Annotated in this window: 25 protein-coding genes; 8 read left to right on the forward strand and 17 right to left on the reverse strand. The window is 36.2% G+C overall.

What is annotated here, in order from left to right; translation table 11 throughout:
• The first annotated feature begins 73 nt into the window (after positions 1 to 73).
• Positions 74 to 2,653 (forward strand): toxin-antitoxin system YwqK family antitoxin, encoded by a 2,580-nt coding sequence (locus RHTP_RS00425; RefSeq protein ID WP_138106075.1) that lies wholly within the window; start codon positions 74 to 76, stop codon positions 2,651 to 2,653.
• A gap of 35 nt (positions 2,654 to 2,688) precedes the next feature.
• On the opposite strand, the gene rsmD is transcribed toward RHTP_RS00425, so the two are convergent.
• From rsmD to RHTP_RS00440, 3 genes are read right to left on the reverse strand one after another with little or no spacing between them, the layout of a single operon-like run.
• Complete coding sequence (gene rsmD / locus RHTP_RS00430; protein ID WP_138106076.1) at positions 2,689 to 3,255, reverse strand: 16S rRNA (guanine(966)-N(2))-methyltransferase RsmD; 567 nt, start codon at positions 3,253 to 3,255, stop codon at positions 2,689 to 2,691.
• Positions 3,252 to 5,063 carry a vWA domain-containing protein gene (locus tag RHTP_RS00435; protein ID WP_138106077.1) on the reverse strand — a complete coding sequence of 604 codons (1,812 nt, stop codon included), beginning with the start codon at positions 5,061 to 5,063 and terminating at the stop codon, positions 3,252 to 3,254. The genes rsmD and RHTP_RS00435 overlap by 4 nt, the downstream gene beginning before the upstream one ends.
• The gene (locus RHTP_RS00440) at positions 5,060 to 7,759 is read right to left on the reverse strand and encodes a tetratricopeptide repeat protein (RefSeq protein WP_138106078.1); all 2,700 of its coding nucleotides are present in this window, start codon (positions 7,757 to 7,759) and stop codon (positions 5,060 to 5,062) included. Before RHTP_RS00440 ends, RHTP_RS00435 begins: the two co-directional genes overlap by 4 nt.
• Before the next feature lie 119 nt (positions 7,760 to 7,878).
• Between RHTP_RS00440 and RHTP_RS00445 the strand changes: the two genes are divergently transcribed.
• On the forward strand, positions 7,879 to 8,805 hold the full coding sequence (locus tag RHTP_RS00445) for a hypothetical protein (RefSeq protein ID WP_138106079.1): 927 nt from the start codon (positions 7,879 to 7,881) through the stop codon (positions 8,803 to 8,805).
• On the opposite strand, the gene RHTP_RS00450 is transcribed toward RHTP_RS00445, so the two are convergent.
• Positions 8,795 to 9,814, reverse strand: a complete 1,020-nt coding sequence (locus RHTP_RS00450; protein WP_138106080.1) for a tetratricopeptide repeat protein — start codon at positions 9,812 to 9,814, stop codon at positions 8,795 to 8,797. The two genes, RHTP_RS00445 and RHTP_RS00450, sit on opposite strands and share 11 nt — an antisense overlap.
• A gap of 431 nt (positions 9,815 to 10,245) precedes the next feature.
• On the opposite strand from RHTP_RS00450, the gene RHTP_RS00455 reads away from it, so the two are divergent.
• On the forward strand, positions 10,246 to 10,695 hold the full coding sequence (locus RHTP_RS00455) for a hypothetical protein (protein ID WP_138106081.1): 450 nt from the start codon (positions 10,246 to 10,248) through the stop codon (positions 10,693 to 10,695).
• A gap of 79 nt (positions 10,696 to 10,774) precedes the next feature.
• On the opposite strand, the gene RHTP_RS00460 is transcribed toward RHTP_RS00455, so the two are convergent.
• Positions 10,775 to 10,999: a hypothetical protein gene (locus RHTP_RS00460; RefSeq protein ID WP_138106082.1), complete on the reverse strand. Its 225-nt coding sequence runs from the start codon at positions 10,997 to 10,999 to the stop codon at positions 10,775 to 10,777.
• Positions 11,000 to 11,061: 62 nt separating this feature from the next.
• Here RHTP_RS00460 and RHTP_RS08740 point away from each other — a divergent pair, with 62 nt between their 5' ends.
• The 3 genes from RHTP_RS08740 (at position 11,062) to RHTP_RS00470 (ending at position 14,390) form a co-directional block, all read left to right on the forward strand.
• On the forward strand, positions 11,062 to 11,226 hold the full coding sequence (locus tag RHTP_RS08740) for a hypothetical protein (RefSeq protein WP_171005679.1): 165 nt from the start codon (positions 11,062 to 11,064) through the stop codon (positions 11,224 to 11,226).
• 353 nt (positions 11,227 to 11,579) lie between these two features.
• Positions 11,580 to 13,010, forward strand: a complete 1,431-nt coding sequence (locus tag RHTP_RS00465; protein ID WP_138106083.1) for an AAA family ATPase — start codon at positions 11,580 to 11,582, stop codon at positions 13,008 to 13,010.
• Positions 13,011 to 13,100: 90 nt separating this feature from the next.
• Entirely contained in the window at positions 13,101 to 14,390 is a 1,290-nt protein-coding gene (locus tag RHTP_RS00470) for an NFACT RNA binding domain-containing protein (protein WP_138106084.1), read from the forward strand.
• On the opposite strand, the gene RHTP_RS00475 is transcribed toward RHTP_RS00470, so the two are convergent.
• Positions 14,361 to 14,720 (reverse strand): hypothetical protein, encoded by a 360-nt coding sequence (locus tag RHTP_RS00475; RefSeq protein WP_138106085.1) that lies wholly within the window; start codon positions 14,718 to 14,720, stop codon positions 14,361 to 14,363. The genes RHTP_RS00470 and RHTP_RS00475 overlap by 30 nt on opposite strands.
• Before the next feature lie 9 nt (positions 14,721 to 14,729).
• On the reverse strand, positions 14,730 to 15,107 hold the full coding sequence (locus tag RHTP_RS00480; protein WP_138106086.1) for a hypothetical protein: 378 nt from the start codon (positions 15,105 to 15,107) through the stop codon (positions 14,730 to 14,732).
• A 211-nt stretch (positions 15,108 to 15,318) separates the two neighbouring features.
• Here RHTP_RS00480 and RHTP_RS00485 point away from each other — a divergent pair, with 211 nt between their 5' ends.
• A complete protein-coding gene (locus tag RHTP_RS00485) occupies positions 15,319 to 15,825 on the forward strand; it encodes a 6TM ABC transporter family protein (protein ID WP_138106087.1) in 507 nt (168 codons plus the stop codon).
• Between the two features lie 46 nt (positions 15,826 to 15,871).
• Here RHTP_RS00485 and RHTP_RS00490 read toward each other — a convergent pair whose 3' ends face one another.
• The 10 genes from RHTP_RS00490 to RHTP_RS00535 form a co-directional block, all read right to left on the reverse strand.
• Complete coding sequence (locus RHTP_RS00490) at positions 15,872 to 16,216, reverse strand: hypothetical protein (protein WP_138106088.1); 345 nt, start codon at positions 16,214 to 16,216, stop codon at positions 15,872 to 15,874.
• A gap of 44 nt (positions 16,217 to 16,260) precedes the next feature.
• The gene (locus RHTP_RS00495; RefSeq protein ID WP_138106089.1) at positions 16,261 to 16,461 is read right to left on the reverse strand and encodes a hypothetical protein; all 201 of its coding nucleotides are present in this window, start codon (positions 16,459 to 16,461) and stop codon (positions 16,261 to 16,263) included.
• Between the two features lie 96 nt (positions 16,462 to 16,557).
• Entirely contained in the window at positions 16,558 to 17,244 is a 687-nt protein-coding gene (locus RHTP_RS00500; protein ID WP_138106090.1) for a response regulator transcription factor, read from the reverse strand.
• 9 nt (positions 17,245 to 17,253) lie between these two features.
• Entirely contained in the window at positions 17,254 to 18,147 is an 894-nt protein-coding gene (murI, locus tag RHTP_RS00505) for a glutamate racemase (protein WP_138106091.1), read from the reverse strand.
• On the reverse strand, positions 18,134 to 18,691 hold the full coding sequence (locus RHTP_RS00510; protein ID WP_138106092.1) for a LysM peptidoglycan-binding domain-containing protein: 558 nt from the start codon (positions 18,689 to 18,691) through the stop codon (positions 18,134 to 18,136). The genes murI and RHTP_RS00510 overlap by 14 nt, the downstream gene beginning before the upstream one ends.
• Complete coding sequence (locus tag RHTP_RS00515) at positions 18,692 to 19,345, reverse strand: OmpA family protein (RefSeq protein WP_138106093.1); 654 nt, start codon at positions 19,343 to 19,345, stop codon at positions 18,692 to 18,694.
• A gap of 12 nt (positions 19,346 to 19,357) precedes the next feature.
• Positions 19,358 to 20,731, reverse strand: a complete 1,374-nt coding sequence (gene tolB, locus RHTP_RS00520) for a Tol-Pal system protein TolB (protein ID WP_138106094.1) — start codon at positions 20,729 to 20,731, stop codon at positions 19,358 to 19,360.
• Complete coding sequence (locus RHTP_RS00525; protein ID WP_138106095.1) at positions 20,721 to 21,407, reverse strand: hypothetical protein; 687 nt, start codon at positions 21,405 to 21,407, stop codon at positions 20,721 to 20,723. Before RHTP_RS00525 ends, tolB begins: the two co-directional genes overlap by 11 nt.
• Positions 21,408 to 21,413: 6 nt before the next feature.
• On the reverse strand, positions 21,414 to 21,833 hold the full coding sequence (locus RHTP_RS00530) for an ExbD/TolR family protein (RefSeq protein WP_138106096.1): 420 nt from the start codon (positions 21,831 to 21,833) through the stop codon (positions 21,414 to 21,416).
• Positions 21,834 to 21,836: 3 nt separating this feature from the next.
• The gene (locus RHTP_RS00535) at positions 21,837 to 22,586 is read right to left on the reverse strand and encodes a MotA/TolQ/ExbB proton channel family protein (RefSeq protein ID WP_138106097.1); all 750 of its coding nucleotides are present in this window, start codon (positions 22,584 to 22,586) and stop codon (positions 21,837 to 21,839) included.
• Between the two features lie 26 nt (positions 22,587 to 22,612).
• On the opposite strand from RHTP_RS00535, the gene RHTP_RS00540 reads away from it, so the two are divergent.
• Positions 22,613 to 23,533 (forward strand): hypothetical protein, encoded by a 921-nt coding sequence (locus RHTP_RS00540; RefSeq protein WP_138106098.1) that lies wholly within the window; start codon positions 22,613 to 22,615, stop codon positions 23,531 to 23,533.
• Positions 23,534 to 23,568: the final 35 nt, after the last annotated feature.

The following is a 23,568-nucleotide window of genomic DNA, read 5'->3' on the forward strand; positions in this document are numbered from 1 at the left end:
TTAAGAGCTTGTCTGAAAGAGACAGCTGCTTTATGCTTAAGTGAAAAAATAGTTATTTCAAGGAGATCCTCTTATGCTAAGAATTGTCTTTTTAACCTTTTGTCTTTTGTTTGCAAGAATGTCTTTTGGTAATGAAGTTGCGCCTAAAATGCGTCAACCTCATTGGTCTTCTAAGGTTGTAGACACCTATCCTAATTCAAGTCCTAAAAAAGTGGTGTTCTACGATCGGGAACCGAGTCAAGTTGTTAAGCAGATTTTGCTCTATCCCAATGGACAAGTTAAAACAGAAACAGATCTGTCTGTAATAGAAGATGGGGAGGAGTTAAAAGCTGTACCTCATGGTGTGTGTTTGTTTTTTACAGCGGAAGGGAAATTAGAGAAACAAATGATCTATGATCGTGGTGTATTGCATGGAACCATGAAGCTTTTTTATCCAGATGGAACATTGCAAGGGACTTGTGGGTTTAAGCAGGGACAAAGAGATGGATTAATGGTTTCTTATCATCCAAATGCAGAAAAGGCAGAAGAGGTGGTTTATGAGAATGGCAAGATTATCGGTGAGGTGACTAGATATCACGAGAAAGGAAAACGCGCTGCTGTCATTCCTTATGAAGAAGGTGTTCCTCATGGGTGTGCAATGGAATGGCATCCAACTGGTAGGAAAAAAACCGTTCTTCAATATAAAAATGGAACTCTTCATTCCAATGGTAGAGATCCTGCGGTTATTTCCTATACACCAGATGAGGTGATTCAAGAGGTTCAAGATTTTTGTGAGGGAAAGCTTGTAGGACTACATGTCAAATATCATGCTAATGGACAAGAGAGCTATAAGGTAGCCTATAAAGAAGGTTTAAAAGAGGGTAAAGAGAGTTTTTTTAGTGCGGAGGGTAAATTACTAGGAGAGGGTGATTACATGAGCGGTAAGCCAGTTGGGAAACACTGGCGCAAAGCAGAGAATGGTGTACAGATTTTATCTGCGCATTTCGATGAGAAAGGCAATACGATAGAACCTATCATGGAATGTAATGACAAAGGACAACTCATTGCTCAGTACTCTCTACTAGACGATAAAAATCATCAGGAATATCTGCAGTGGCATGATAATGGAAATCTTAAAGTAGAATATAACTACAATATAGGAAAGCTCAATGGGGAACAAAAAGAGTACTATCCATCGGGGCAAATCAAATTAAAAGCCTTGTATGTAGAGAATGAAAAAGAAGGGCTTTATGAAGAATGGTATGAGAATGGAAATCTCGCGCAAAGAGCTACTTTCAAAAATAAAGGTTTAGATGGTCTTTATGAGCAATGGTATGAAAATGGACAACTTAAAACTCAGGAACACCATGTACTGAGTAAATTGGACCAAGAACAAAAACATTGGCATGAAAATGGAGTTTTACAATTAAGCATTCGATTTGATTTGGGAAAAAAACAGGGTTTATACCAAGAGTGGAATGACAAAAAAGAGCTGATTGTATCCGCTAACTACGATCAAGATAAGTTAGTAGGTGTTGTAAAAGCTTGGTGGAACAAAGAGCTTCTTAGAGAAATCACACATTATGATGATCAAGGAAAACTCAATGGTGTACATGAAGAGTATTATCCAAATGGTCAACAAAAAGCGCTTGTGAGCTACTCTAATGATCTATTAGAAGGAACCATGAAAACTTGGTATGAAGACGGCAGCCCTTGTGCGATTAAAGCTTTTAAACAAGGTCTTCCTGTAGGAGAACACAAAGAGTATTACTCAACGCAGCAGTTACAGGAAAAAGGTGTGGTTAATGCAGACACAAAACTTTTACAAATTGCCCAGCATTTATTTTTTGATGACAAAGGGGAAATGCATGGTGAACAAAGAGTATATCATCAAAATGGGGCTCTTTGCTCGTGCGTACATTATGAACATGGCCAAATGCACGGAAGTAAAGCCATTTGGTCCGCTGATGGAATTTTAGTAGAAGAGGCTAACTACAATCAAGGGAAGCTTGATGGGCGATTTTTTGAAAAATTGCCTGATGGAAGAGAAGTTGTTTACCACTATAAGGATAATCAAAGAAACGGTATTCACGAAGTGTATTATCCGCCAAATGAGTACTTTGCAAGAACCAAAGCTTTTGAGTCTTTTTTCGTAAATGATCAATTAGAAAAAGAGGTCATAGAATATAACGAAGCAGGGGCAAAAGTAGGTATTACTCCTTATGTAAATGGAAAAAAAGAGGGAATAGCCAAAATACTTTCGCCGGAAGGGCAGTTATTGGTAGTGGTAAATTTTCATCAAGATAACAAAGAAGGGGTATGCCTGCAATACTATCCCAATGAAAAGCCCTTTGTAGAAACACCTTATCAACAAGATAAAAGAGAAGGTCTGGAGAAAACCTACTACTTGAACGGAGAGCTTGCCAAACTTGTAGCCTATAAAAATGACCTTATGAATGGTCTTTATCAAGAATGGAATGAAGCAGGTGTTCTTGTGTTTGAAGCGGAATACCAAGAAGGTAAACGGCATGGTAGGTTTAATAAATTCTACGATGACGGCTCTCCTTATATTTCTCAAACCTTTATCGAAGATGAGCTACATGGTGTGAAGAAAAAATACGAAAAGGATGGAAGAGTGATAGAATCTTTTTATGAAAGAGGAAAAGAAGTATAGTCTCTTTTTTTTAACCCTACTAAAGACATTGCTCTTTAGTAGGTCTTCTGATACTGCTGTAAAAGTGTACCGCTGAACTTCCTCACATTCACAAATGTAAATGATTTAAGCTCAAACTGAGAATGAGTGGTTTCTTCAATAAAGACAATTCCACTAGGTTTGATTAAACAAGAGCTATCAAACAACGCAAGAATCTCTTGTAAAATAGTTGTCTTAAGAGAGAGTTCATAAGGAGGATCGATGTAGGCGATATCAAACTGGAGCTCTTTTTTAATTAATTGGTTTAAAGCTTGTTTATAACTACACAGCAAAATGGAGCTTTGTTTTTCTAAGTGTAGTAGTTGAATATTTTCTTTTAGACAGCGTATTGCTACTGAATTGTTATCAGCAAAAGTGACATGGGAGGCGCCTCGACTCAAAGCTTCTATACCCATGGCTCCTGATCCTGCAAATAAATCCAAAAAAAGAGCATCTTCAATCTTACTATGAAGAATATCAAATACCGCTTTGCGTAGCACCGCTAGGGTAGGACGGGTTAGCTTAGTTTTAGGAGATTTAAGCAAGCGGCCGCGAAAATCACCACCTAGAATACGTAAGCTCATTCGAATGCTGCTTCAAAGCGGGCTTTTAAGACTTTTTCCGCGTCACTGAGTAAATCTCTTTTACCTTCTTTTAAAAAACGCGCATGTGCTTTTGTCATTTTCCACTGGTTTTCTAAAGAAGAGTCAGCTTCTTCTGCGTCAGCAAAGGAGATGGTTTTTTTGATAGCGATCCATTGGCGCTGTTGTTTGCCTTGGATGGATAATTCAAATGTACAAGGATCATCTATATACCCTGTGATTGTATAAGGAGTTCCTTGGTAGAGAACCGATTGAGAAGAGGGGCTTAAGTCCACAGAAGTAGTAACATCAGAGGGTCTAGCTGAAAGAGTAAGGTGTGTTAGAAGCGGATCTTTTAAGTCTAACACTAACTTGGCTAGTTTGCGTGGGAAAGAAGCATGTGTGTCGGAATAAACCAGAAAGCCTCCGCTGCTAGTGCTCATAAGATTAAAAAATGTCAGATCATTTTCTCTTCCTACAGCTGCGGTATGAAGCGTTATGTGGCCTTGCTTGTTTTCTAGCCATTTCTTAACCGTTTGTTGTTGCAGTGTGGAATTAAATGTGTTTTTACCAGCGGTCAATAAAATAGCGTTACAAACTATCTCTTGTTGAGATAGATCTAAAAGTAGGCTTTCTAAGCTTTTATAAATATCAGAGGAGGAAGCTCTGCTACCAAATGCTTGCGCTTCTAAAAATTCTTCTGCCCGGCGAATGTTGTGTTTGGAAATTTTGAGCTTAGATGTATTAAAACAGGTTACTTTTTTATCAATGATAAAAATATTAAAGCTATCTTCTTCTTGCATACTTGCTAATGCTTTTAGAACTGCTCTTTTAAAAACAGCAAAGCGATGTCTAGGAACAGAACTGGAACGATCTAGAATAAAGCAGATATGTTGTTTTAAGCGATAGTGACTTAAATCTCGTTTAGGAAAAAGCTCAACTGAAAACACATACCCCTTATCTTGAGGAGTGTAGCTCACGTGTGTTTCGAAGAGGTGATTCCAATCATTGGCAATAGCAAAAGAAGGAAAGCTGTAACTTTTCAAACGAGAAACAGAGGAGATTTCAGGTAAAAAATGACGCATGACTTCCAAATTTTCTATTTTTGAAAAGAGAGCAGGAGGATTTTTCATTTGAGCAGCTATTTGATCCATTTGATTAGGGTCTGTGATAGGAGAAGTATTTTGAATGGATAGATTTATAGCAGGAGCTACTAAAGAGAATTTTAAATCTTTTTTGTAGATAGTTGCGCTCAGATTTTCTTTAGGTAAGGATAGTTGCTGTTTATCATTCAGATTCTCCGATACTTGTGGTAGTAACTGAGGAGCTAATGTTGTTTGCATTACAGGATCGATTTCTGGTTTCTTATTAATAAAAGAATCCATTGGGTTAGCAGGAGAAGTTAAAAGAGGCTCGCTTTCTAACTTTGGCAAGCAAACAGAGGTTAGAGAGGAAGATTCCTCTACGGGAAAAGATAGAGGACTTCTCTTTACAAGAGATAAAGAATCCACTAATTCTAGATCAGGAGCTAGCTTAAGAGAGCGATTAGATGAGAGTAAATCATATGGGGTTTGATAGTTTGAAGGTACCACTACAATTTGTTCAAAGACCTCTTGCAAAGTATTTTCTTTGTTCTCCTCATCTATTTGTAAAAGATGAGGATTGGATGAGGATAACCAAAAAAGTGCAGAGAGATTATGCTGTTTATGAAAAGAAAAAGAATAAAGGATACATATACAAGCTACATGCATAGCAAGAGAGAAAAGAAGACAAGAGAGAAAAATGAAACGATTTTTTAAACGTGCTGTCATAAAATATCTTGTAGAGCCTCTTTACTCAATTGAACTCTCATTTGTAATGAGTCATGCAAGGTTTTCTCTTCTAATTCATCGAGTTTGGCAAGAGCGTGTTTTTTCAATTTTTGATAAATGTTCTTACGTTGATTTTTTCTAGCTAATTGGGCTTTTATAGAGATTATCTCTAAATCAATAAAGCTTAAATAATCTTGGTACAATTGTATTTTATCTGGAAAAAGATCTTGTGTCGAGAGGTAGTGTTGAACAGATGGGTCCTCTGTTAGAGAAAAGTCATCTCTCATCTGCAAAAGTAATTCTAATTTCCTTTCTAAAGGTCTAGAAGATATACAGATTTTTACTTCGATGTATTCCAAAGCAGCTTCCAAGTGAAGAGGTTCTGATAGAAGTTTTTTTCTAATTTGCACTTCTTTTAATGCATCGCAAATAGCTATAATATCTGTAGAGCCCTCTTGTCTTTCTTGGTCAGAGAGTAGAGAAAATTGTAAGCGCGCTTTCTCTAGAAGAGCAGCACTTCCATAGTAAGATAATACGTGTTTGGAAGAATCAATAAGGTTATCATATACTTTGAGTGCTTCCTTATAGCGTTTTTGCTCTTGATAGGAAATAGCTAATTCAAAGAGCATTCTTCTTTGCCACTTCCATTCTATTGAAGAAAACTCTTTTTGCTGCTGTGTTAGAATTTCTAAAAGAGGAACCTTTTTTGCTTTTTCTCCAAGATAATCATATAAAGCGCAAAGCTTTAACACCTCTAGTTCTAACCAAGATTCAACAGGTAGAGCGCTATGGTCGAGAAGTTTTTCAAAAGAGATTTTGGCTCGTTTAGCATAAAAATGTTTTTTTTCTTTTTCTGCAATTTCAAATTGCTGATAGTAAAAGTGAGCCAGCCAGTCGAGGTTATTTAACTCTATGGTCTCATCTATATTGGCAAACAAGCAATTTGCTGCTTTTAAAAAAAGAGCCTCACTTAAATTTTCAGGCATTTCTTGTGCTGCGGATAGGTACAAATTGTAAAGCTTACGATTGCAAATACGTCCATGTGTGGATTTAGGATCTGCTAGTGCCTTTTCAAAGTTTTCTGCTATTTGAAGAGCATCTACATCTAAATATTCTTGACATAGAGCTGTGAATAGATACGTGTCGGATGAGCTCCCATATTGCTCTATATATTTTTCAGATGCATTAAGAGATTTTTGATACTGTTTTTGCTCAAAGAGGGATTGAATAAGCAACCAGTGCATTTTTTGTTTTTCTTCATCAGAAAAAAGCTCTTCTTTCTCCAAAGCTTTTGTTGCATAAGTGATGAATATAGCTTGTTTTGTAGAGTATAGATCTAAAGAAGAATGTTTTAAATCCTGCATACAACAATTTAAAAGTTGACGCCATGCTGGTTTTGTGTAAACAGAATGGGGAAAATTTTCTAAAAATTCTAGAATCTTCTGAATGGCTTGGCTTAAGTTTTGTTCGTGAATAGAGCAAAGAGCTTGCTCGTAAATCAAAGTTTCTTTTTGTGGATGATCAGGAGATAGTTCTAATAGTTTTTGTAAATATTCAGCCATTTTCTCCCAGTTTTTATCCTGTTTACATAACTGGGCATACATCAAAATGAGATCTAATGTTTGCGTATCTTGAGGGAAAGAGTGCGTTAAGTATTCAAGGTTTTCTTCTAAAAGAGACCAGTTTTTAGTAATTTTTGCGCAGGAAATCAAGGTGATTATAGCGCTTTTTTCGTAAGAAGCATCTATATTTGGACTCTCGAGAAATTGTATGAGAAAAAAGATTGCTTGGTCGGGGTTATTAGTTTGATACAGGCTTTTACCTGTATAATAGGAAATTAACGAATCTGAAACGATGAGGTCGCTCAGTTGCTCTCGCATAACAAGTAATTTGCTATACTCTTTTTGTTGAAAGAGTATTTGTAATAATAGATGAGCTGCTTGAGATCCTTTTTCTTTTTTTAAAGAACACACCTTTTCTAAGTTTTCAATGGCTTTATCCGGATCTATTTTCATTTGTAAATAGCCTGCTTGGAACCAGTACTGCTCTTTATTTTCAGAGTCTTTTTCAGCTAGCATAAGATAGAGATTAGCTGCTTGGATGGGATTCTCTAAAAGAACATTGATATGAGCTAGAGAATAGAGAGAATCACAAGCATAGCGGGTGCTAAGCAGTCTTTTATACTCAGATTCAGCTTGCAAAAGCACTTCTTTTTTATGAGAAGAATCTTCGATCTTTAGTGCGGTTTGCATCAAAGCCTCTGCAAAAGAAAAGCGCGTTGTATCTAATTGTTCTTTAGTTGTGCTAGCGTGTTTCATTACATGCGGAGCTTGGTTAATTACCTCTTCCCATAGACCTAGCTGATAGAGGCAATAGACCTGGTGAAATAAACTGGTTTGCGATTTTTTTTCAAAAGGAATTCTTTGATAAAAATTTATGGCCGCTAGGTAATTTTTCTCTTTTACAAAAAGGTCCGCAAGCATTGCATATAATTGCTCTTTAAAAACAGTCGTTGGATAGATTTCTAAAAATTGGTAGATTCGTTCTTTAGCTAAGGTGTACTCTTGTTCTTTCCAATAATCGGCAATTTGTCTGAGCTCAATACTTTCTCTAAAGACAGGATCATCTTGATCTGCATGTAGATAACTTAAGGCCAGTAAAGCAATCAATGATAGAAAAAAAGTATTTCTTTTCACGCAGTTTTCTCCCACTTGAATTTTTTTTAAATTATATTCACGATACAATATTCTTCAAATGTTGAACAAAAAAACATTTTTTCTTCAAACTCATCTGCACCTATTTTTTTCGGAGGAATATGGGAATACAATTGATGTTATTAGCCTCGTTTTTTGTAGCGATCAGTAACTTTTTTATGCGTCGTAGCATTGACTCAGGAGGTTCTACAAAAGGATTTCTGATGATTATGCTAAGTGTAATTTCTCTTATTGCTGTTTTCCTCAACCCTATTCGCATGGCAGATTTTTCTTGGAGCTATTCCATGGCTTTATTCGCTGTAATTGCAGGAATTATTCTCTCTATCATGCTTACATCACTTGGTAAAACTTTAGAATCAGGCCCTCCTGGGCTCACTTTTGCTGCATTAAATGCTTCTACCGTCTTACCCATGGTAGCGATGGTGCTTTTATTTGGAAGTAAATTTGGTTATTTTTACACAACATGGAATGCTTTTGGCTCCATTCTTATGGTGATTGGGCTATTTTGGGCGGGTTATAGCGCTATTAGGTCTTTTCATTTTCAAAAATGGCTCATTTTTATGACAGTCACCTTTTTTTTACATATTTTATTTTTACTGTTTTTTCAATGGCGCGCTCTTTGCATTAATTTTCCTGAAGAAAGGGGGCTTTTTTTCCCTTTTGAAAATAGTGAAGCGTGTTGCCAATGGTTTATGCCTATCATGTATGCTACAGCGGCCCTTCTCCAGACCTTTATTTATTTTAAAACAAGGGTTAAAGCACTCAATCGCCTAGAATTACAATATGGCATTTATGGAGGACTTACCAATGGAGTTGGTACATTTTTTATGATTTTATCAACAGAGGCTTCTACTTCTTTAGAACATGCAGCTATTTTTCCTGTATTTGCCATTACAGTGATTGTTTTTTGTAATTTGTGGGGCAAATGGTTTTATCGCGAAAAAGTCAATTGGATGGCTAATGGACTTTGTCTATTGGGTATTTTAATCGGTTCATTGGATTGGGAAACGCTATTAGCTACAAGCTAAAAGAGCCGTATTGAGAAAGAAGCTCAGCGGCTGCTTGTTCACTGATTTGTTTGAGCTTTTCATAGAGTTGCAACCCTTTAGCACTTGCACCATTTTGAAAATATAGAGTTCCCAAACGAAGAAGAATCTGCTCTTCTTTTTCTACAACAGCTAGCACTTTTTCATAGTGTTCAATCTCTTTTAAAGGTTCATCTAAACTGTGATAAATCCCTGCTAGTTGGACATGTACCCAAGGATCTTCTGGAGAATAGGCATCTAGAATATGAAACTCTTCAATAGCACGATAACAAGACTTGGTAAACTTAGTTTGCAACTCTTCAGAATCGTATTCAGGAGAGATCCAAGGTAATTTTTTTTCATGAACTTTATCAGGATGACAGTATAAGCTCGCTAGTTCAAGATAGGCTTTGCCAAGGCCTGCATGGGCTTGCAAGTCTGTTGGATAGAGTTTTACGTATTCTATATGCTGCTGTATAATCGAGAGCAAGATCTTTTCTTTCATTAAATAAAGGTCTTTCCAATGCATCCACACACTAAATTTCTCCAGTAAAGAAGTAATGGTTTTTGCATGAAAAGGTAGAGAATAGTAGGAGAGCTCTTGGTAGGAAAAAGTGTTTAAAAAGATATGCAATGCTTGAGAGAGAAAGAGATGGTATTCTGCTAAATCATGAGAAGAAGAGATGTGATGAATACAATCTTGGATAAATTGATTGTGCATATCTTGCATTTGTTGTGGCTTCTTAGCTTGAAAATAAAAATGCAGCATGAAATAGGAAAATGTAGTTAGAAAAATCCCTGCTAAGGTAAATGCAATGACTGCAGGTTTTGTAAGGAACGTAAAAAACAGTACTAAAATAGACAGCTCTATAAGAGTAATTAGAAAAAAAATAATATGGAAAAAAGCATATTGGCGGGTTATGCTTTTAAAGCTCTCTTGATACTCTGAACATAGTTTGGCTATTTCTGTATGTAATTCGTAATCAGAGTGTATATCTTGTGTAGTTGTCATACATATTTTAAGGTAAGTTCATAGCAAGATTTAAACGAACAGATGGTTTTTCTCAAGGTTTTTCCTTTAGAGATGAAAAACCTTTTGTATCATTTTTTTAAACTCTTGGAATGCCTTTGCTCTATATTTGAGAGCAAATCTGATTAAAGACTTTTGGAATTATCAAAATGTGGCTAACTTAAGCCTGAAAATATGAGAGACAAAAAGTAAATCGTGCTATGATCTATAGAAAGGAAATAGAAGAAATTGCTCATCCAAACCTATGACTACAGGGGTTATCTTAAGCTAAATCTATTCCGCTTGAGATAAAGACCGTAGGAGCTGATGACCATTTGCAAAAAATGGCAAACTGCCAGAGAAGAGCGTACAACATCAACTTGTATATTTGAGAGCTAATCTGTTATACTGTTTCTCCTAATAAAGAGGTAAATATGAGCATAGACTCTCAAACCATTACTGTTATCGCAAGCATTCTCATTCCTACTCTAGGTGGATTCACTTGGATGATTCACAGGATGGACGCGCGATTTGAAAAGATGGAAGCGCGCGTGGACATGCGATTTGAAAAGATGGAAACGCACGTAAATGTGCGATTTGAAAAGATGGAAACGCAAATGGACGCGCGATTTAAAGAGGTGGATGCGCGATTTGAGAAGGTGGACATGCGATTTAAAGAGGTGGATGCGCGATTTGAAAAGGTGGACATGCGATTTAAAGAGGCAGATATTCGCATGAATAGCATAGAAGGCCGTATTAGCGGCATGGAAAACAAACTTACTGCTATTGATATGCGAACAAGCTTTATTGAAAGACTATTGGAGATGTTCAGATTGCCCCAAAAAATTCCTCAAAAAGAAATAAAGGAAGCAACAGATCCTTAAATATTTAAATAGTCCTACCAGTAGAGGGGTTGTTGTAAATTCAGGACATATTTGCACAAACTGCGATTAAAACTAAACTTTAAGAATAGACTAGAACATCGAGTAAGAGTCTTGCTCCAAATATTAATAAAAAAAGACCAACTATTCTTCTTAAATGAAAGAAAGAAGATTTTCTTTTCAAATCAAACATTTGGGTACCGCCGCAAATAAAAAAGGCGGCAAGTAGCGTTTTGATAAAGAGAACGCAAATAAATCCTTGCTGAGTAATTATTAGAAATTCTTCTAGAAAAGTTGCTATCTTCATACCTATATTACTTTTTTTAGAAAATAAAAAGAAGCGTCTGACAGATCAGCAGCGCAAACGGGTTGTCTGTAATATGCCTACAGTTATTCATACAGGTCACAATTGGATCAGTCGAAACTTCGGATAGATTGGCTAATGCAATCAAAGTAATGCCTGAAATAGCAACTGCCGCTGTTTTCTTAATTATATGGGAAGGCGTATTAAGTTTTAATGGTGGTGATGCGTAAGTGTTAGATGCGAATGATATAATTGCGTTTGTCATTGAGCTCTCCATTTTTCCCAGATCATAGGATAATCACTTATGTTATGTATTCGTTTTTGATACGAAAGAAGTATAAGTAAAAATTTATATTTTAAACCAACTAGAAATGATGAACTTGAGCAAAGTTTCCTGATTGGATAAGGCCGATCTCAATGAAAATTTTTCAGTTAGAAAATAGAAAAATTCTAACAACAAATCGCCTTTTTAACGATTTGTTGTCGACTTTTTCAGCTAGAAATTCTAACAACAAATCGCCAAAAAGCTTTTTATTGATTGATTTTACGTGTATAGTGCATGGAAAAAATCAGGAGATGAGCAGTGGCACTTTCCAAATTTATAGGACGAAAAACCGAGCTAGCTAGGCTTAAGGGACTATTAGATGCCAGATGTGCAAGTTTGATTGTTGTTAGGGGAAGAAGACGCATTGGGAAGAGTAGGCTTCTTGCAGAGTTCGGAAAAGAAATGAAGAGTCTTTTTTTTTCTGGCATGCCTCCTGTTCAAAAAACCACAGCGCAATCTCAACGAGATGAGTTTGCCTATCAACTGGAAAGAGCTGGATTGCCAGGTGTTAAATCTGATGACTGGGGAAATCTCTTTTGGCATCTTTCTAAACATACCACTAAGGGCCGAGTATTGATCGTATTCGATGAGATATCTTGGATGGGAGGAAAAGATCCTAATTTTTTAGGTAAGTTAAAGACCGCTTGGGATATGTACTTTAGCAAAAATTCGCAGTTGATACTTGCTTTGTGTGGCTCGATCTCTTCTTGGATCGAAGAAAATATTCTGAGTAGTACGGGATTTGTGGGTAGAATTGCTATTGATCTTGTTATTGAAGAGCTTCCTTTAAACGTCTGTAATGCCTTTTGGCATCCTAAGAGTAAGCGAATCACAGCATATGAAAAATTTAAACTTTTGTCTATTACAGGAGGAGTTCCTCTTTATCTTGAACGAATGAAACCTGAATTACCTGTAGAGCAAAATATTCGAGATCTTTGTTTTACAAGGGGAGGTCTTTTAGTTAGAGAATTTGATGAGATATTTTCCGATCTTTTTTCTAGGAAAAATGCAAGTCATAAGGAGATCATATCTTGTCTTGCAGATGGTCCTAAAGACTTAAGTCAGATCTGCAAAGAATTGAAAAGAAGAATAGGTGGGGCATATAGCAAGCATTTGGATGATCTTGTAAAAGCTGGCTTTGTACAGAGGGATTTCACTTGGAATTTAGCTAGCAGGCAAGAGAGTAAATTAAGCCTTTACCGATTGAGTGATAATTATCTTCGATTCTATTTAAAATATATTGCTCCTAATCGTTCAAAGATCGAGAAAGAGGCTTTTGCTAGTGCAACATTAAACCGTCTTCCAGGCTGGGATTCCATGATGGGGCTGCAGTTTGAAAATCTTGTAGCGCACAATCGTAAGACGATTTGGAGTCTGTTACATCTATCCCCAGAGGAGGTCATCATGGATGGGCCTTTTTTTCAGAATTCCACCTTAAAACAGCCGGGATGCCAAATTGATTATATGATTCAAACTCGCTTTAGTCTTTATTTATGCGAGGTTAAATTTTCCAAAAATAGGATAGGTCCGAAGATCATTAAAGAAATGGAAGAAAAAAGAAAATGTTTAAAGATCCCTAAATTCTGTTCGATTAGGCCGGTTCTTATTCATGTAAATGGAGTACAAGAAAGCGTTATTAATAAAGAGTACTTTGACAAAGTGATTGATTTTGGTTTGTTGTTAGCGTAAAGCTTTAACAACCTTCTTCTTTTATATTTGCAGGTGCGTATATTTATAACAGTTCAATAATCTTAAAACTTTTTCTAAAAAAGAGATTTTATGTTGAGTTATTCAGAAATGCTTTCTCTTCTTCCTGAAATAAAAAAAGAAATTCTAGATAAAAATCTGATAAGATTTATGCAGATTAATCCTACAAGCTATGTATTTGTATTTAATCATGTTCAGCTACTGCTTTGTGTGCAAAAACCTTTTAGTCGCTTTCACATCACAAATAAAAAATATAAACCTTATTCTTCTGTTTTTGCAGATCAAGTAAATAAACTCTTAAGAGAAAGAGCGTGTGTGGAAGTTTTTCTGCTCTCAGAGGATCGTATTCTTTGTTTAAAATTTGAAGAATACTATTTTATTACAGAGCTTATGTACCATCATCCGATTTTAGCTGTTACAGATTCTTCGTTTGCTATTATGCTTAGCAATATACCCACTTCTTCTCATTATAAAAAACCTCTTGTAAAACCTGCTATCCATCATTCTCCCGCTTTTGTCACAAGTAAGAAAATAGAGGAGCGTTATCAGTTATTAGAGGAGCAAGCTCTATTAGCAGTGCAGCGCAGAAAAATATCTAGTCAATTAGCTAAACTAGAAAAACAACTTAAAAAGTATCAAGAAGAGTACGCCCAAGCTACAAACTGGCAGGTTTTACAAAATGAAACGGAGCTGTTAAAAAGCCATCTGCAGCAAATAACACCTGGTATGAAAAGCGTACAAGTCATGAATTGGGAGAGCCAATCTTTGATAGAAATAGCTTTGGACCCAGGGACTCCCATTCAAAAGCAATTACAGCTGCGTTTTAAAGAGGTGCGTAAGTGGAAGAGAAGATTAGATCTCTACCCTTCATTTATGGAAGAGATCCATCAGAAAATGCGCACGCTTCAGAAAGAGTTATCCCATCCAAACATAGAGCCCTCTTATCAAAAACCACCTCTAAAAAAAGAGCGTAATAAAGCTTCTGGTTTTCACACTTTTATAGATAAAGAATACACCATTTTAGTCGGAAAAAATGCTAAAGGGAATGAGAAACTGACCTTTACAATAGCAAATGGTAATGATACCTGGTTACATGTAACTCCTATGGCAGGCTCTCATGTAGTTATTAAAACCAAGCTAATCAATGAAAATATTTTGCAAGATGCTATGCAACTAGCGCTTTATTTTAGCCAAGCCCGCAAACAAAGCCAAGCAGAGGTGCTGATCACAGAGGTTAAGTATGTGAGTCGTACTAAAACAACAGGAAAAGTACTTATCAGTAAGCATAAAACAAAAAAAGTGCAGCTAGATCTGCATAGAATCAAAGAGTTATTAAAAAAACAAACAGCAAAAAAGTCCTAAAAAAAGCATCTTTATGTAGTCTGCAATAGGTATATTTCTCCTATTGGTTTGCGTAGCCATTGTGTTTACTGCTTTTAACATAAATGGATGAATAAGATTGTTTATAGCAGTTCTTTTTGGTTTATTGGATACGCTAAACGCAAATGTAGGCTTTTTAGAGCGCGAAAGCAGTGTAAAAGCAGGCTTGATTTTATAGACAAGGGCTGCTTTCTTTTTAGCCTTTTTTAATTGTTCTGCATTTTTAAATTCAAAACAAATAGAACTATTACATACATAAATTGTTTTTAATCCTTCTACTCGACAGGGTAGTGTGGGGGTTATTACAGGCATAGAAATTAATTAAAACATGTTTTTATAATTTAATTCTTCTGGATGGTTGATTTTTGTAATAGGAACTGTTTTAGTTGACATTCCTGAATGAATAATACGTGCTATGCGTTCTATTAGCTCTTCTTTTTCTGATTTTGTGGAAATGCCAAAGGAAAACCTAGCCTCTTTAGGATAAGAGTGTAATAAATCCAAAGGGCATTTTGGTTCTGCTGGTTTTTTTTGCAGTAAAAATGGGCAATCATTGCTGTCCCATGATTGAGTGACTTTTTTCTTGGCCTGGTTTAGTTGTTCTTCATTTTCGAATGCAAAATAGACATTCTTATTATATGTATACACTTTTACTAAGCCATTTACTTGACATGTTAATGTTGAATTTATGGAAGGCATAAAGCAAGCACCTTTTTTTGATTCTAATAAAGAAAAACTTTACTAAAGCATAAAATTTTTTATCAAATAAAAAAAATCTAAAAGCTTAACCTTCAAGCCAAGCCACACTTATTTTTCATCGAAAAGAAATTAAAAAAATCTATGTGTAAAGAGCTTTTTATATTAAACTGGCATGCTTAGTTGAAAAACTCATAATAAAAGGATCAGAAAAATGCCGAATACTTATGGGATTCGCTCAGTCAATCGAGAAACCTTCAATCAGAAATATCATGAGCATCTTAGATTTCCTCGCGCTGCGAGAAATGTTGTAGTTACAGCATTGCGTGTCAATAATGCTGTATTGAACGTTTCAGGGTATATTCCTGGTGTGTCACTTGTCTCTGGATGTGTAAGGGCAGTTATAGGGACAGGCATCATTGGCGTAACGTTAGCAATTGGTGAGCGTGAAGCAAGTTCAGGTGCTATTATTGGACGTTGGTACGACGAAGCTATCGGCACGGGAATGACACAGATTGCTCGTGGTGCATTAGAAGCATTAGTTCCCTTTGGCTGGGTTGTAAATGCGGCTCTTGATATCGCCGCTACACCATTTAATCTTGCTAAGGAAGTTGAAGGCTCCTTGGTTTGTGATGGTTGCATGACGGGTGGGGGTAGACATGAACCTCCCCATGATGATGCAAATTATCCAATCCCTTTTAGGCTCTTACATCTGGTGTAATATAATAGAAAAAGAAGGCTAATACAGAGATTTAAGAGATTTATGGTTAACCTTTATATATCAGATGTTCCATTGTAATGGGTACAACAGGAAGGTCTTTTCTCAAAGACGTTTCTGTAGTTATCATTTCTGTTACACGGCGGATCAATTCTTCAACAGATTTAATAGGAGCATCTGCAGAGACACTAAAAACAAAATTTGTGTGTTCAAGCACAATAGACTCACCTAGATGTAAAGGTGAGCTATTTGTAACGCAGAGGGTGAAAGCATTTTTGGCTTTTTGTAATTTTTCTTGATTTTCAAACTCAAAAAAAACACTGTGCTCAGTATATGTATAAATTCTTAATAAGCCATCTACTTGACAAGGTAAACTTGAAGCTATTGAAGACATAAAAATTTACTCCTTGTGATTTTGATCTAAGAGTTTTGCGATTCTTAGATCTGTGGGGCTTTTGGTTTAATTTGTACAATAGAGACTCTTTGTAAGAGTGCCTTTGCAGGTTTTGCTTCTGCTAGATGTTTTATCCATCCTTTAGCGATTGAAGTATTCTTAGAGTCAGAACTATTGTCTGTTTTTTTTTGTTGCGCTTTCGAATGCGAAATTATTGTGCTTACTACATGCACAGTGCAGGACATAAATTCATTCCTTGTATTTTTTTATCGGTTAATAAATTTATTGAAATACAAGGATTATTGCAACCTAATAGATTGATTATGGATATCTTAAGCTAATTATTCTCGAAAACGATATCCTACACCGCGTACTGTTTCTATCCAATCAAAGTTAGGGCCTAGTTTTTTACGTAAAGATGCGATGTGTACATCTATGTTCCGATCGACAATAAAGGCATCGTCGTTATGGATATCGTCGAGTAGTTGATTACGTGTTAACACTTTGCCGCGGTTTGTGAGAAGGCGACGTAGAATGCCGAATTCAGACAAAGTAATAGTGATTACTTTTTCTCCTTTACGGAGCAAATAGCGATCTACTTCTAAGGAAAACTCCCCGAAGGTAATGATTTTTGGTGCTTTTTCCGGTTCTTTAGCACGGCGTAGGACAGCTTTAATGCGGGAAAAGAGTACTTTAGGAGAAAAGGGTTTAGGCACATAATCATCAGCGCCTAATTCTAAGCCTAAAATCATGTCTAACTCTTCTGATTTAGCTGTTAAGATGATTACAGGAATGCCACGTAGATCAGGGTTTGCTTTCATTTTACGGCATACATCAAAGCCATTTTGTCCAGGTAACATGATATCAAGAATGACCAGGTCTGGTTTTTCTCTTTCAATAGCGCGATAACCATTTATACCATCTACTTCAACATGCATCTTGTATCCAGATGCTTCTGCTTGTAATTTGATTAGCGCTGCAATATCTTCTTCGTCTTCGATTAGCAAGATTCTTTTTTTATGACTCATCTTTTGACCTCATTTAGCAATGGATAAATTAAGTTTATTTTTTAATTCAAGCAGGGAAATTAAATTTTTTTCACGCTTTTTATGCACTTGGGTCATGATAAGTGGGGATGTTTTTTCGATGGGATAGTGGAAAAATCGTTTGCTTAATGCGGAAAATCTCTCTGGATCTTGTGATACGAAAAATTGATACTTGGCAGGATCTGTCTGCTGGTTTAATAAATCTAATTTAGATAGGAGCTGCCTTGTTGTCTGAGCACATCTAGTTGCTGGATCTAATAAGGGGATTTTATTCCCCATGCATTGTCGAATTAAAGACCCAATCAGAGGATAATGGGTGCATCCAAGCAATATAGCATCAATTGACTCTCCTATAAGAGGGGATAAATACTCCGTCACTGCTAATTGAGTGATTGGATGATCAAAATATCCTTCTTCGATTAAAGGAACAAATAGAGGGCATGCAACACAAGACAAGCAGACATCGGGCAATTTGCTGTATAATTGTTTTTGATAAGTTCCAGATGAAATTGTCGCCCTTGTTCCTAAAACAACAATAGAATCATTTGGTTTAGTATCGATAATTTCCTCTATGGCCTGCTCTAAAACGGCTACAATAGGGATATTGACAATACTACGAATGATCTCTAAACAAGCAGCACAAGCAGTATGACAAGCAATGACTAATAACTTAATATCTTGAGAGAGTAAAAAATCGATGCTTTCTAAAACGTAAGTAGTGATTAGCTCAATGCTTTTATTCCCATAGGGAAGATGGGCGGTATCTCCGAAATATGTGATATTTTCATGTGGCAAACAAGTAGAAATTGCTTGCATTACATTAAGACCTCCTAATCCAGAGTCAAAAATGCCTATTTTTTTTTGACTTATATCACTTTGTGTCATGGGGAATTTGTAGCTCCTGTCCAGGAAATATAGTATCTTTAATCAGTTTATTATTTGCTTTAAGTGCTTCAACGGATACATGGTGAAGCCTAGCAATTTTTTCCAAAGAATCTCCTCCTTGAACTTTATAAGATTTTACTCTTGTTTTTGTTGTAGAGGAATGTATTTTTTTAAGTAGGTCCGCTAGTGTGCTTTTTAACTCAGAAACGTTTTGTAATCTATTTTCATGAGTTGTTAATTGGGTGTTTATTTTGTTTAGATGCTCTAAGAGTTGCTGTATATCTTTTTTAAGGTTTTTTATCTCAGAAGAGAGTTTATCTATGGTGTTTTCTTGCATTTGAATACGTGATTGTAGCGCTTTGCAATCAATAGGTTCAGGGATTTTTTCTTCTATTAATTGCATATCAACTTCAAATGTGCGAATTTGATGCTTTAAACCTGCTATTTCTAATTGCAACTCATAAGAAGAAGGGTTGTATTCGTGTGTTTTCCCATAGCAAAAAGTGGTTAAGAGTATACATGCAAGAAGAAATGTTCTCATCATTTAAGAGGGATTATAAATTTTGAATTCCGCACGTCTATTTTTGGCCCAAGCTTCTCTGTTGCGCTTTTGAATTGCAGGTTTTTCCTTCCCATAGGAAACGGTATGAATTCTTTCTGGATGGATCCCTTTTTGCACAAGCATAGAACGGATGTAATTAGCACGCCTGGCTCCGAGAGAGAGATTGTACTGCTCTGGTCCTCTTTCATCACAGTGTCCTTCAACAAAGATAAGCAATTGGGGATTTTTCTTGAGGTGTTGTGAAATTTGATCAATGATTTGGTAGTAGCTTTTGCCTTCAAGCGTGTCTTTATCTGTAGGAAAATACAGAGTTCTAAAAATCTCTGTTTCAAACCCTCTTGGGCAACTAAATCCTTCAATTCCAGGGAGTCTTCCTTCTCCAGGATCATTTTTAGGAGGAGGAATAGCCGCATCGCTAAACTGTTGTTGCAGATCTTCATCATTTAATGCAATAAACTCTTCTTCCATAGGACCTAGAAGATGGTCATAAGGATCATTTGCATCATCCCATAAATGATTTGTCTTTTTATAGTTACTGGATGTCAAACTATCTTTCCAGACAGAAAATCTACTGCCTATGCATCCTGTTAAAAAACAAGTGCAGCTCAAGATTCCTATAATGGTTTTTTTGCTCATCTTATTCCTCTCTTAAAGTCCCCAAGTAGGGTAGTGTTTTTTCCCAAGGCCTCGACTGATTTTAATAGCTTTAGGCTGGTTTAAATTAACAACATAAATTTCAGAGTTGCAATCTTGTGTAGAATTAAAAACAATGTGATTGCTATTTGGAGCCCAAAAAGGATTTTCTTTGTCACCGGGCCCTGAGGTTAGTTGCCACTCTTCTTTTTTTTCAAAATCGTAAATCCATATTTGTCGTATACCATTTGTTTTAGCACTATAGGCTAATTTTGTACCATCAGAGGACCAAGATGGACAAGAATTTTCTCGGTTTTTTTTAGTGATCATGACAGCATGGGGGCGTTTTTTATCAGAGGGTATGGGAATAACAAAAATCCGTGTCCCGCCATCTTTATTGGAAGCAAAGGCAATTTTAGAACCATCTGGGCTAAATGTGGGAGAGGCTTGTACTGCATGTGGATGTGAATAGAGCTGAACTGGTTTTTCCATTTTACCTGTTTCTGGCGAAAATGCTTGCACAAATAGATCCACGCGGCCACTTACATCAGAGATGAAGGCAATTTTATCTCTTTTAAGGGAAACAGCAGGTAATAGTTGATTGCCTCTTAAAGAGCTAATTCGCTTAGCTTTATCTGCTTTTGAAGCTTGAAAATAAATTTTAGGTTGACCTGTTTTATAAGAGACATAAAAAAGCCCTTCCTTTAAAGAGTTGTCTGCTCTAGGTAGTAAGATAGGGGTGATGCAATAGGTTTTTTCCGAGGTAATTTGACGAGCATTAGCTCCATCCCAATCACATTCCCAAATTTCAGAAATCCATTTTTCTGATTCGTTATGAGGGGTTTTTTGGGAGAATAAAATTCTGGTACTAGCGATTCCTTCTGTAGAAAACAAGGTCTTATGAAGGGTATCTGCTAGCTTATGAATTTTTTTTCGATCTTGCGGTAAATTGCCACTAAGCAAAATAGGGCCAAATGTTTTCAAGCAAGAGTTGCTTACATTAAAGAGATATAGGGTTAGCTGTTTTTGGTTGACGCAGCATTTAATGATAAAAGGAATGCCAAAGCTCTGCCAGTTTTGGATTTGAAAAGCAGCTGTTAGATCTTTATTACGAAGTAACTGTTCTTTATCAGATGTTCTTTGACAGACCTTTGTAGATCCATTATAGTCTAGATCATAGCAAAGAATGGCTTCTAATTGATTCAAATAGTGCACATCAAAAACCGCGTCTTGAGAAAAGATTTTGCCTAAGTAGATCGGTTGTAGCTGGCTTGTAGTTGGCAAATGGACTCTAATTTCTTCTTCTATTCTCTCCGCGTAAATCGCAGAGGAAAAAAAGGCAAGAAAAAAATAGACACTGATAAAACGGATATAGATTTTAGAGGACATTGCAAAAAGTTAGGGTGAATGTTTGTTCGTTATTAAGTGTTACCTTTTCATTATATTTAGGTAAGACAATGTTAGGTAAATGCTTTTCTAAATACAGTTTATTTACTTTACTTTCTGCTTGAAGAACCAATAGCTCAAGTATCTTACCAGCCGGGCTGATTTTTATTTTTATCTTTACTTCTCCATATTCAGGAAGCTGTAGCATCTGGGTGAGCTCTTTAACTAGTGATGCTGTATAGCTAGATAATGTGGGCTCTTCTTGTGCAGGAGTCACAACTACTTTAGAGGATAAAGATGCTGTAACAATTGCATTGCTTTTGCATTGTTTATCATCTTTTTGTTCAATTTTCGCAATACTTTCTTCTAATTGTTTTAGAATAGAAGAGGGAATATCAAATTCTTGAGGGGTGTGTTTTAGAGTGGAAAGGCTTTTCCCTCGCTGTTTTATAGCAGAGGGATTCTTTTTAACTAACGGTTTTATAGGTGTTGGACTTGGCGTTTTTTTTTGTGTTAAACTCCGCTTTTGTGTAGGAGAGGAAGAAGGTTTTAAGACAATAGTTTTTACAACAAGGGCATGAGTTTTTTTGTTTTGTTGTTTAAGGGGAGATCTAATCAGCATACCCACAAATCCTATATGGGCGCTTATGAGTAAAAAGAGAAGAATCTTCTGACCCATGCTCATTTATCCAGATTTTACGATGACATCAAGCTGCTCAAATCCTGCTAATTCTGCTGCATTTTTAACAGATTGATAGACTCCAAATTGCGCTCTTTTATCATGGAAGAGTTGCAAAGGGACATTGCCTTGTTTTTGATGAAGATCTTTTAGGCAGTGCATTAATTGTGTTTCAGAGATTTTTGTTTGATTTAACCAAATAGAATTATCTTCATGCACATAGATAGTAGCTATTGCATTTTCATGAACAGGGTGTGTTAATTCCGAGGAGAAAAAAGAGAGTTGTACACGATCTGCTTCTACCATGGGCGCAATGAGAATAAATAAAATTAGCACAACAAAAACGACATCGATTAAGGGAGTTAAATTGACCAGGTTTTCTTCAGAGGAGACCTCTTGGTAGGAGAAATGTCTTTTCTGACGCATGTTTTAATCCTGATCTACCCTGCGGTATTGTAGTTCTAAATAAGAAAGAAGTTCATATAAAAAATCCTGCATTTCTGAGGAGTAATTATTTATTCTATGTTTTAAGTAGTTATAAGCAATTAAAGCAGGGATTGCAATGACAAGACCTAAAACAGTGGTTGCTAAAGCGGTAGAAAGACCACCTATAATCACGCTATTAGAACCAATAGAGCTACTGTTTTGTAGACCTGAAAAAGTAACCAAGATTCCCCAGACGGTGCCTAATAAACCTAAGAATGGAGCTAATGATACAATAGTTGGTAGAATAAATAGGTTTTTCTCTAGTTGTTTTACATGATAGGAAATCGTAGTTAGCACATGACTTTCCACTGCTTCTAAATCAGCAGATGATAGATAGATCTTAGGTTTTTCCAAATCTTGGGTAGAGAAATACAAATTCTTATTGAGAATTTCTCCCGTTTTTATTTTAAGAGATCCAAGAATATGAGCAAAAGGGTGTAGATCCTTACAAGCGTTTGCCTCTTGTAAATCAATTTGCAACATTCTTTCTTTTTGGCTTGTGTAGTTTTTATAAAAGATCTGGGATAAACGAGCGGTTCTATGGGTAAATCTGATTTTTTGGATAAGTATAATCCAACAGATCAGAGAAAGACCGATTAGTGCCAACATAATTGCTTTGCCAAAAATATCAGACTGGGCATAAGCGGTTATAAATGTAGCAAAACTAGCTATTGGGATTTCAGGCATGATCATATGAAGGGTTCTCTTTTAAATAGATAATGGAAAAAAAGAAATTTGTCAATCTTGAACATTCGATAGGAACGGTTATCAATTTTTGTAGTTATGACTTTGCTTTTCTCTCTCTTTGTATAGAGGTTGTTCAAGAATTTTCCTCCCAAATTATTATCCCTGTTTGTGATCATATGTTTAACGGTGAAAAAGAAGATCCTCTTTTTTTACAAAAAATCTATGCGCTTTTTCCTCACGTGCAATTCATCGAGTTTCCCTTTGATGTCTCTAAGAAAAATGATCCTCATTATTGGCATAACTTATCCCGTCTGATAGGTGGGTTCTTTTTAAAAAAAGAGATTCGATATGCGCTCTTTCTCGATTGCGATGAAATTATAGATACCAGCAGTTTTAGAGAGTGGTTAGAGCATTTTGACTACACTCAATACACAGCGATACGGCTTGCGAATTACTGGTATTTCCGGAGTAGCTCCTACCGAGCTACCACTTGGGAAGACACACCTCTTTTCTTAAGAAAAACCAAAGAAAACCTACAAGCCCTTATGCATCCACAAGAAAGAGCCGGTACCTATTTTGTTGCTTGTCCGGATAAAAAACGGATGTGCTTAAGCTTAAACAAAAAGCCCATGGTGCATCATTTTAGCTGGGTTCGTACAAAAGAGCAGATGCTCAAAAAAGTCTCTAATTGGGGTCATCGTAAAGACCGTAATTGGAAGCATTTAGTAGAGCAGGAGTTTTCTTCTTCTTTCCAAGGAACCGACTTTGTGCATGGCTACTTGTTTGAAACCGTGGATCCTTTTTTTACTATCGATTTATTAGCTCAACCTATAAAAACAGCCTCTAATGTTAAAGCATTAAGACTTAAAGTCCATGAGGTGCATTGCATCGATCTTTATCTGCATTTTGAGGTCGATTTACCTCAAATTTCCCCTCTTTTAAAGCATTTTTAGTTAATTCTATTTAGTTATCTATTTACAAATAAAAG

The organism is Candidatus Rhabdochlamydia sp. T3358 (assembly GCF_901000775.1).
GTDB lineage: Bacteria > Chlamydiota > Chlamydiia > Chlamydiales > Rhabdochlamydiaceae > Rhabdochlamydia.

Bases quoted from the DNA above. Each gene is read 5' to 3' on its own strand.
- murI (WP_138106091.1), bottom strand. From the start codon at position 18,147: ATGACACAAAGTGATATAAGTCAAAAAAAAATAGGCATTTTTGACTCT.
- RHTP_RS00500 (WP_138106090.1), bottom strand. From the start codon at position 17,244: ATGAGTCATAAAAAAAGAATCTTGCTAATCGAAGACGAAGAAGATATT.
- RHTP_RS00470 (WP_138106084.1), top strand. From the start codon at position 13,101: ATGTTGAGTTATTCAGAAATGCTTTCTCTTCTTCCTGAAATAAAAAAA.
- rsmD (WP_138106076.1), bottom strand. From the start codon at position 3,255: ATGAGCTTACGTATTCTAGGTGGTGATTTTCGCGGCCGCTTGCTTAAA.
- RHTP_RS00495 (WP_138106089.1), bottom strand. From the start codon at position 16,461: ATGTCCTGCACTGTGCATGTAGTAAGCACAATAATTTCGCATTCGAAA.
- RHTP_RS00490 (WP_138106088.1), bottom strand. From the start codon at position 16,216: ATGTCTTCAATAGCTTCAAGTTTACCTTGTCAAGTAGATGGCTTATTA.
- RHTP_RS00515 (WP_138106093.1), bottom strand. From the start codon at position 19,345: ATGAGCAAAAAAACCATTATAGGAATCTTGAGCTGCACTTGTTTTTTA.
- RHTP_RS00425 (WP_138106075.1), top strand. From the start codon at position 74: ATGCTAAGAATTGTCTTTTTAACCTTTTGTCTTTTGTTTGCAAGAATG.
- RHTP_RS00455 (WP_138106081.1), top strand. From the start codon at position 10,246: ATGAGCATAGACTCTCAAACCATTACTGTTATCGCAAGCATTCTCATT.
- RHTP_RS00435 (WP_138106077.1), bottom strand. From the start codon at position 5,063: ATGACAGCACGTTTAAAAAATCGTTTCATTTTTCTCTCTTGTCTTCTT.
- RHTP_RS00460 (WP_138106082.1), bottom strand. From the start codon at position 10,999: ATGAAGATAGCAACTTTTCTAGAAGAATTTCTAATAATTACTCAGCAA.
- RHTP_RS00535 (WP_138106097.1), bottom strand. From the start codon at position 22,586: ATGATCATGCCTGAAATCCCAATAGCTAGTTTTGCTACATTTATAACC.
- RHTP_RS00540 (WP_138106098.1), top strand. From the start codon at position 22,613: ATGGAAAAAAAGAAATTTGTCAATCTTGAACATTCGATAGGAACGGTT.
- RHTP_RS00450 (WP_138106080.1), bottom strand. From the start codon at position 9,814: ATGACAACTACACAAGATATACACTCTGATTACGAATTACATACAGAA.
- tolB (WP_138106094.1), bottom strand. From the start codon at position 20,731: ATGTCCTCTAAAATCTATATCCGTTTTATCAGTGTCTATTTTTTTCTT.
- RHTP_RS00530 (WP_138106096.1), bottom strand. From the start codon at position 21,833: ATGCGTCAGAAAAGACATTTCTCCTACCAAGAGGTCTCCTCTGAAGAA.
- RHTP_RS00525 (WP_138106095.1), bottom strand. From the start codon at position 21,407: ATGGGTCAGAAGATTCTTCTCTTTTTACTCATAAGCGCCCATATAGGA.
- RHTP_RS00475 (WP_138106085.1), bottom strand. From the start codon at position 14,720: ATGCCTGTAATAACCCCCACACTACCCTGTCGAGTAGAAGGATTAAAA.
- RHTP_RS00480 (WP_138106086.1), bottom strand. From the start codon at position 15,107: ATGCCTTCCATAAATTCAACATTAACATGTCAAGTAAATGGCTTAGTA.
- RHTP_RS00510 (WP_138106092.1), bottom strand. From the start codon at position 18,691: ATGATGAGAACATTTCTTCTTGCATGTATACTCTTAACCACTTTTTGC.
- RHTP_RS00445 (WP_138106079.1), top strand. From the start codon at position 7,879: ATGGGAATACAATTGATGTTATTAGCCTCGTTTTTTGTAGCGATCAGT.
- RHTP_RS00485 (WP_138106087.1), top strand. From the start codon at position 15,319: ATGCCGAATACTTATGGGATTCGCTCAGTCAATCGAGAAACCTTCAAT.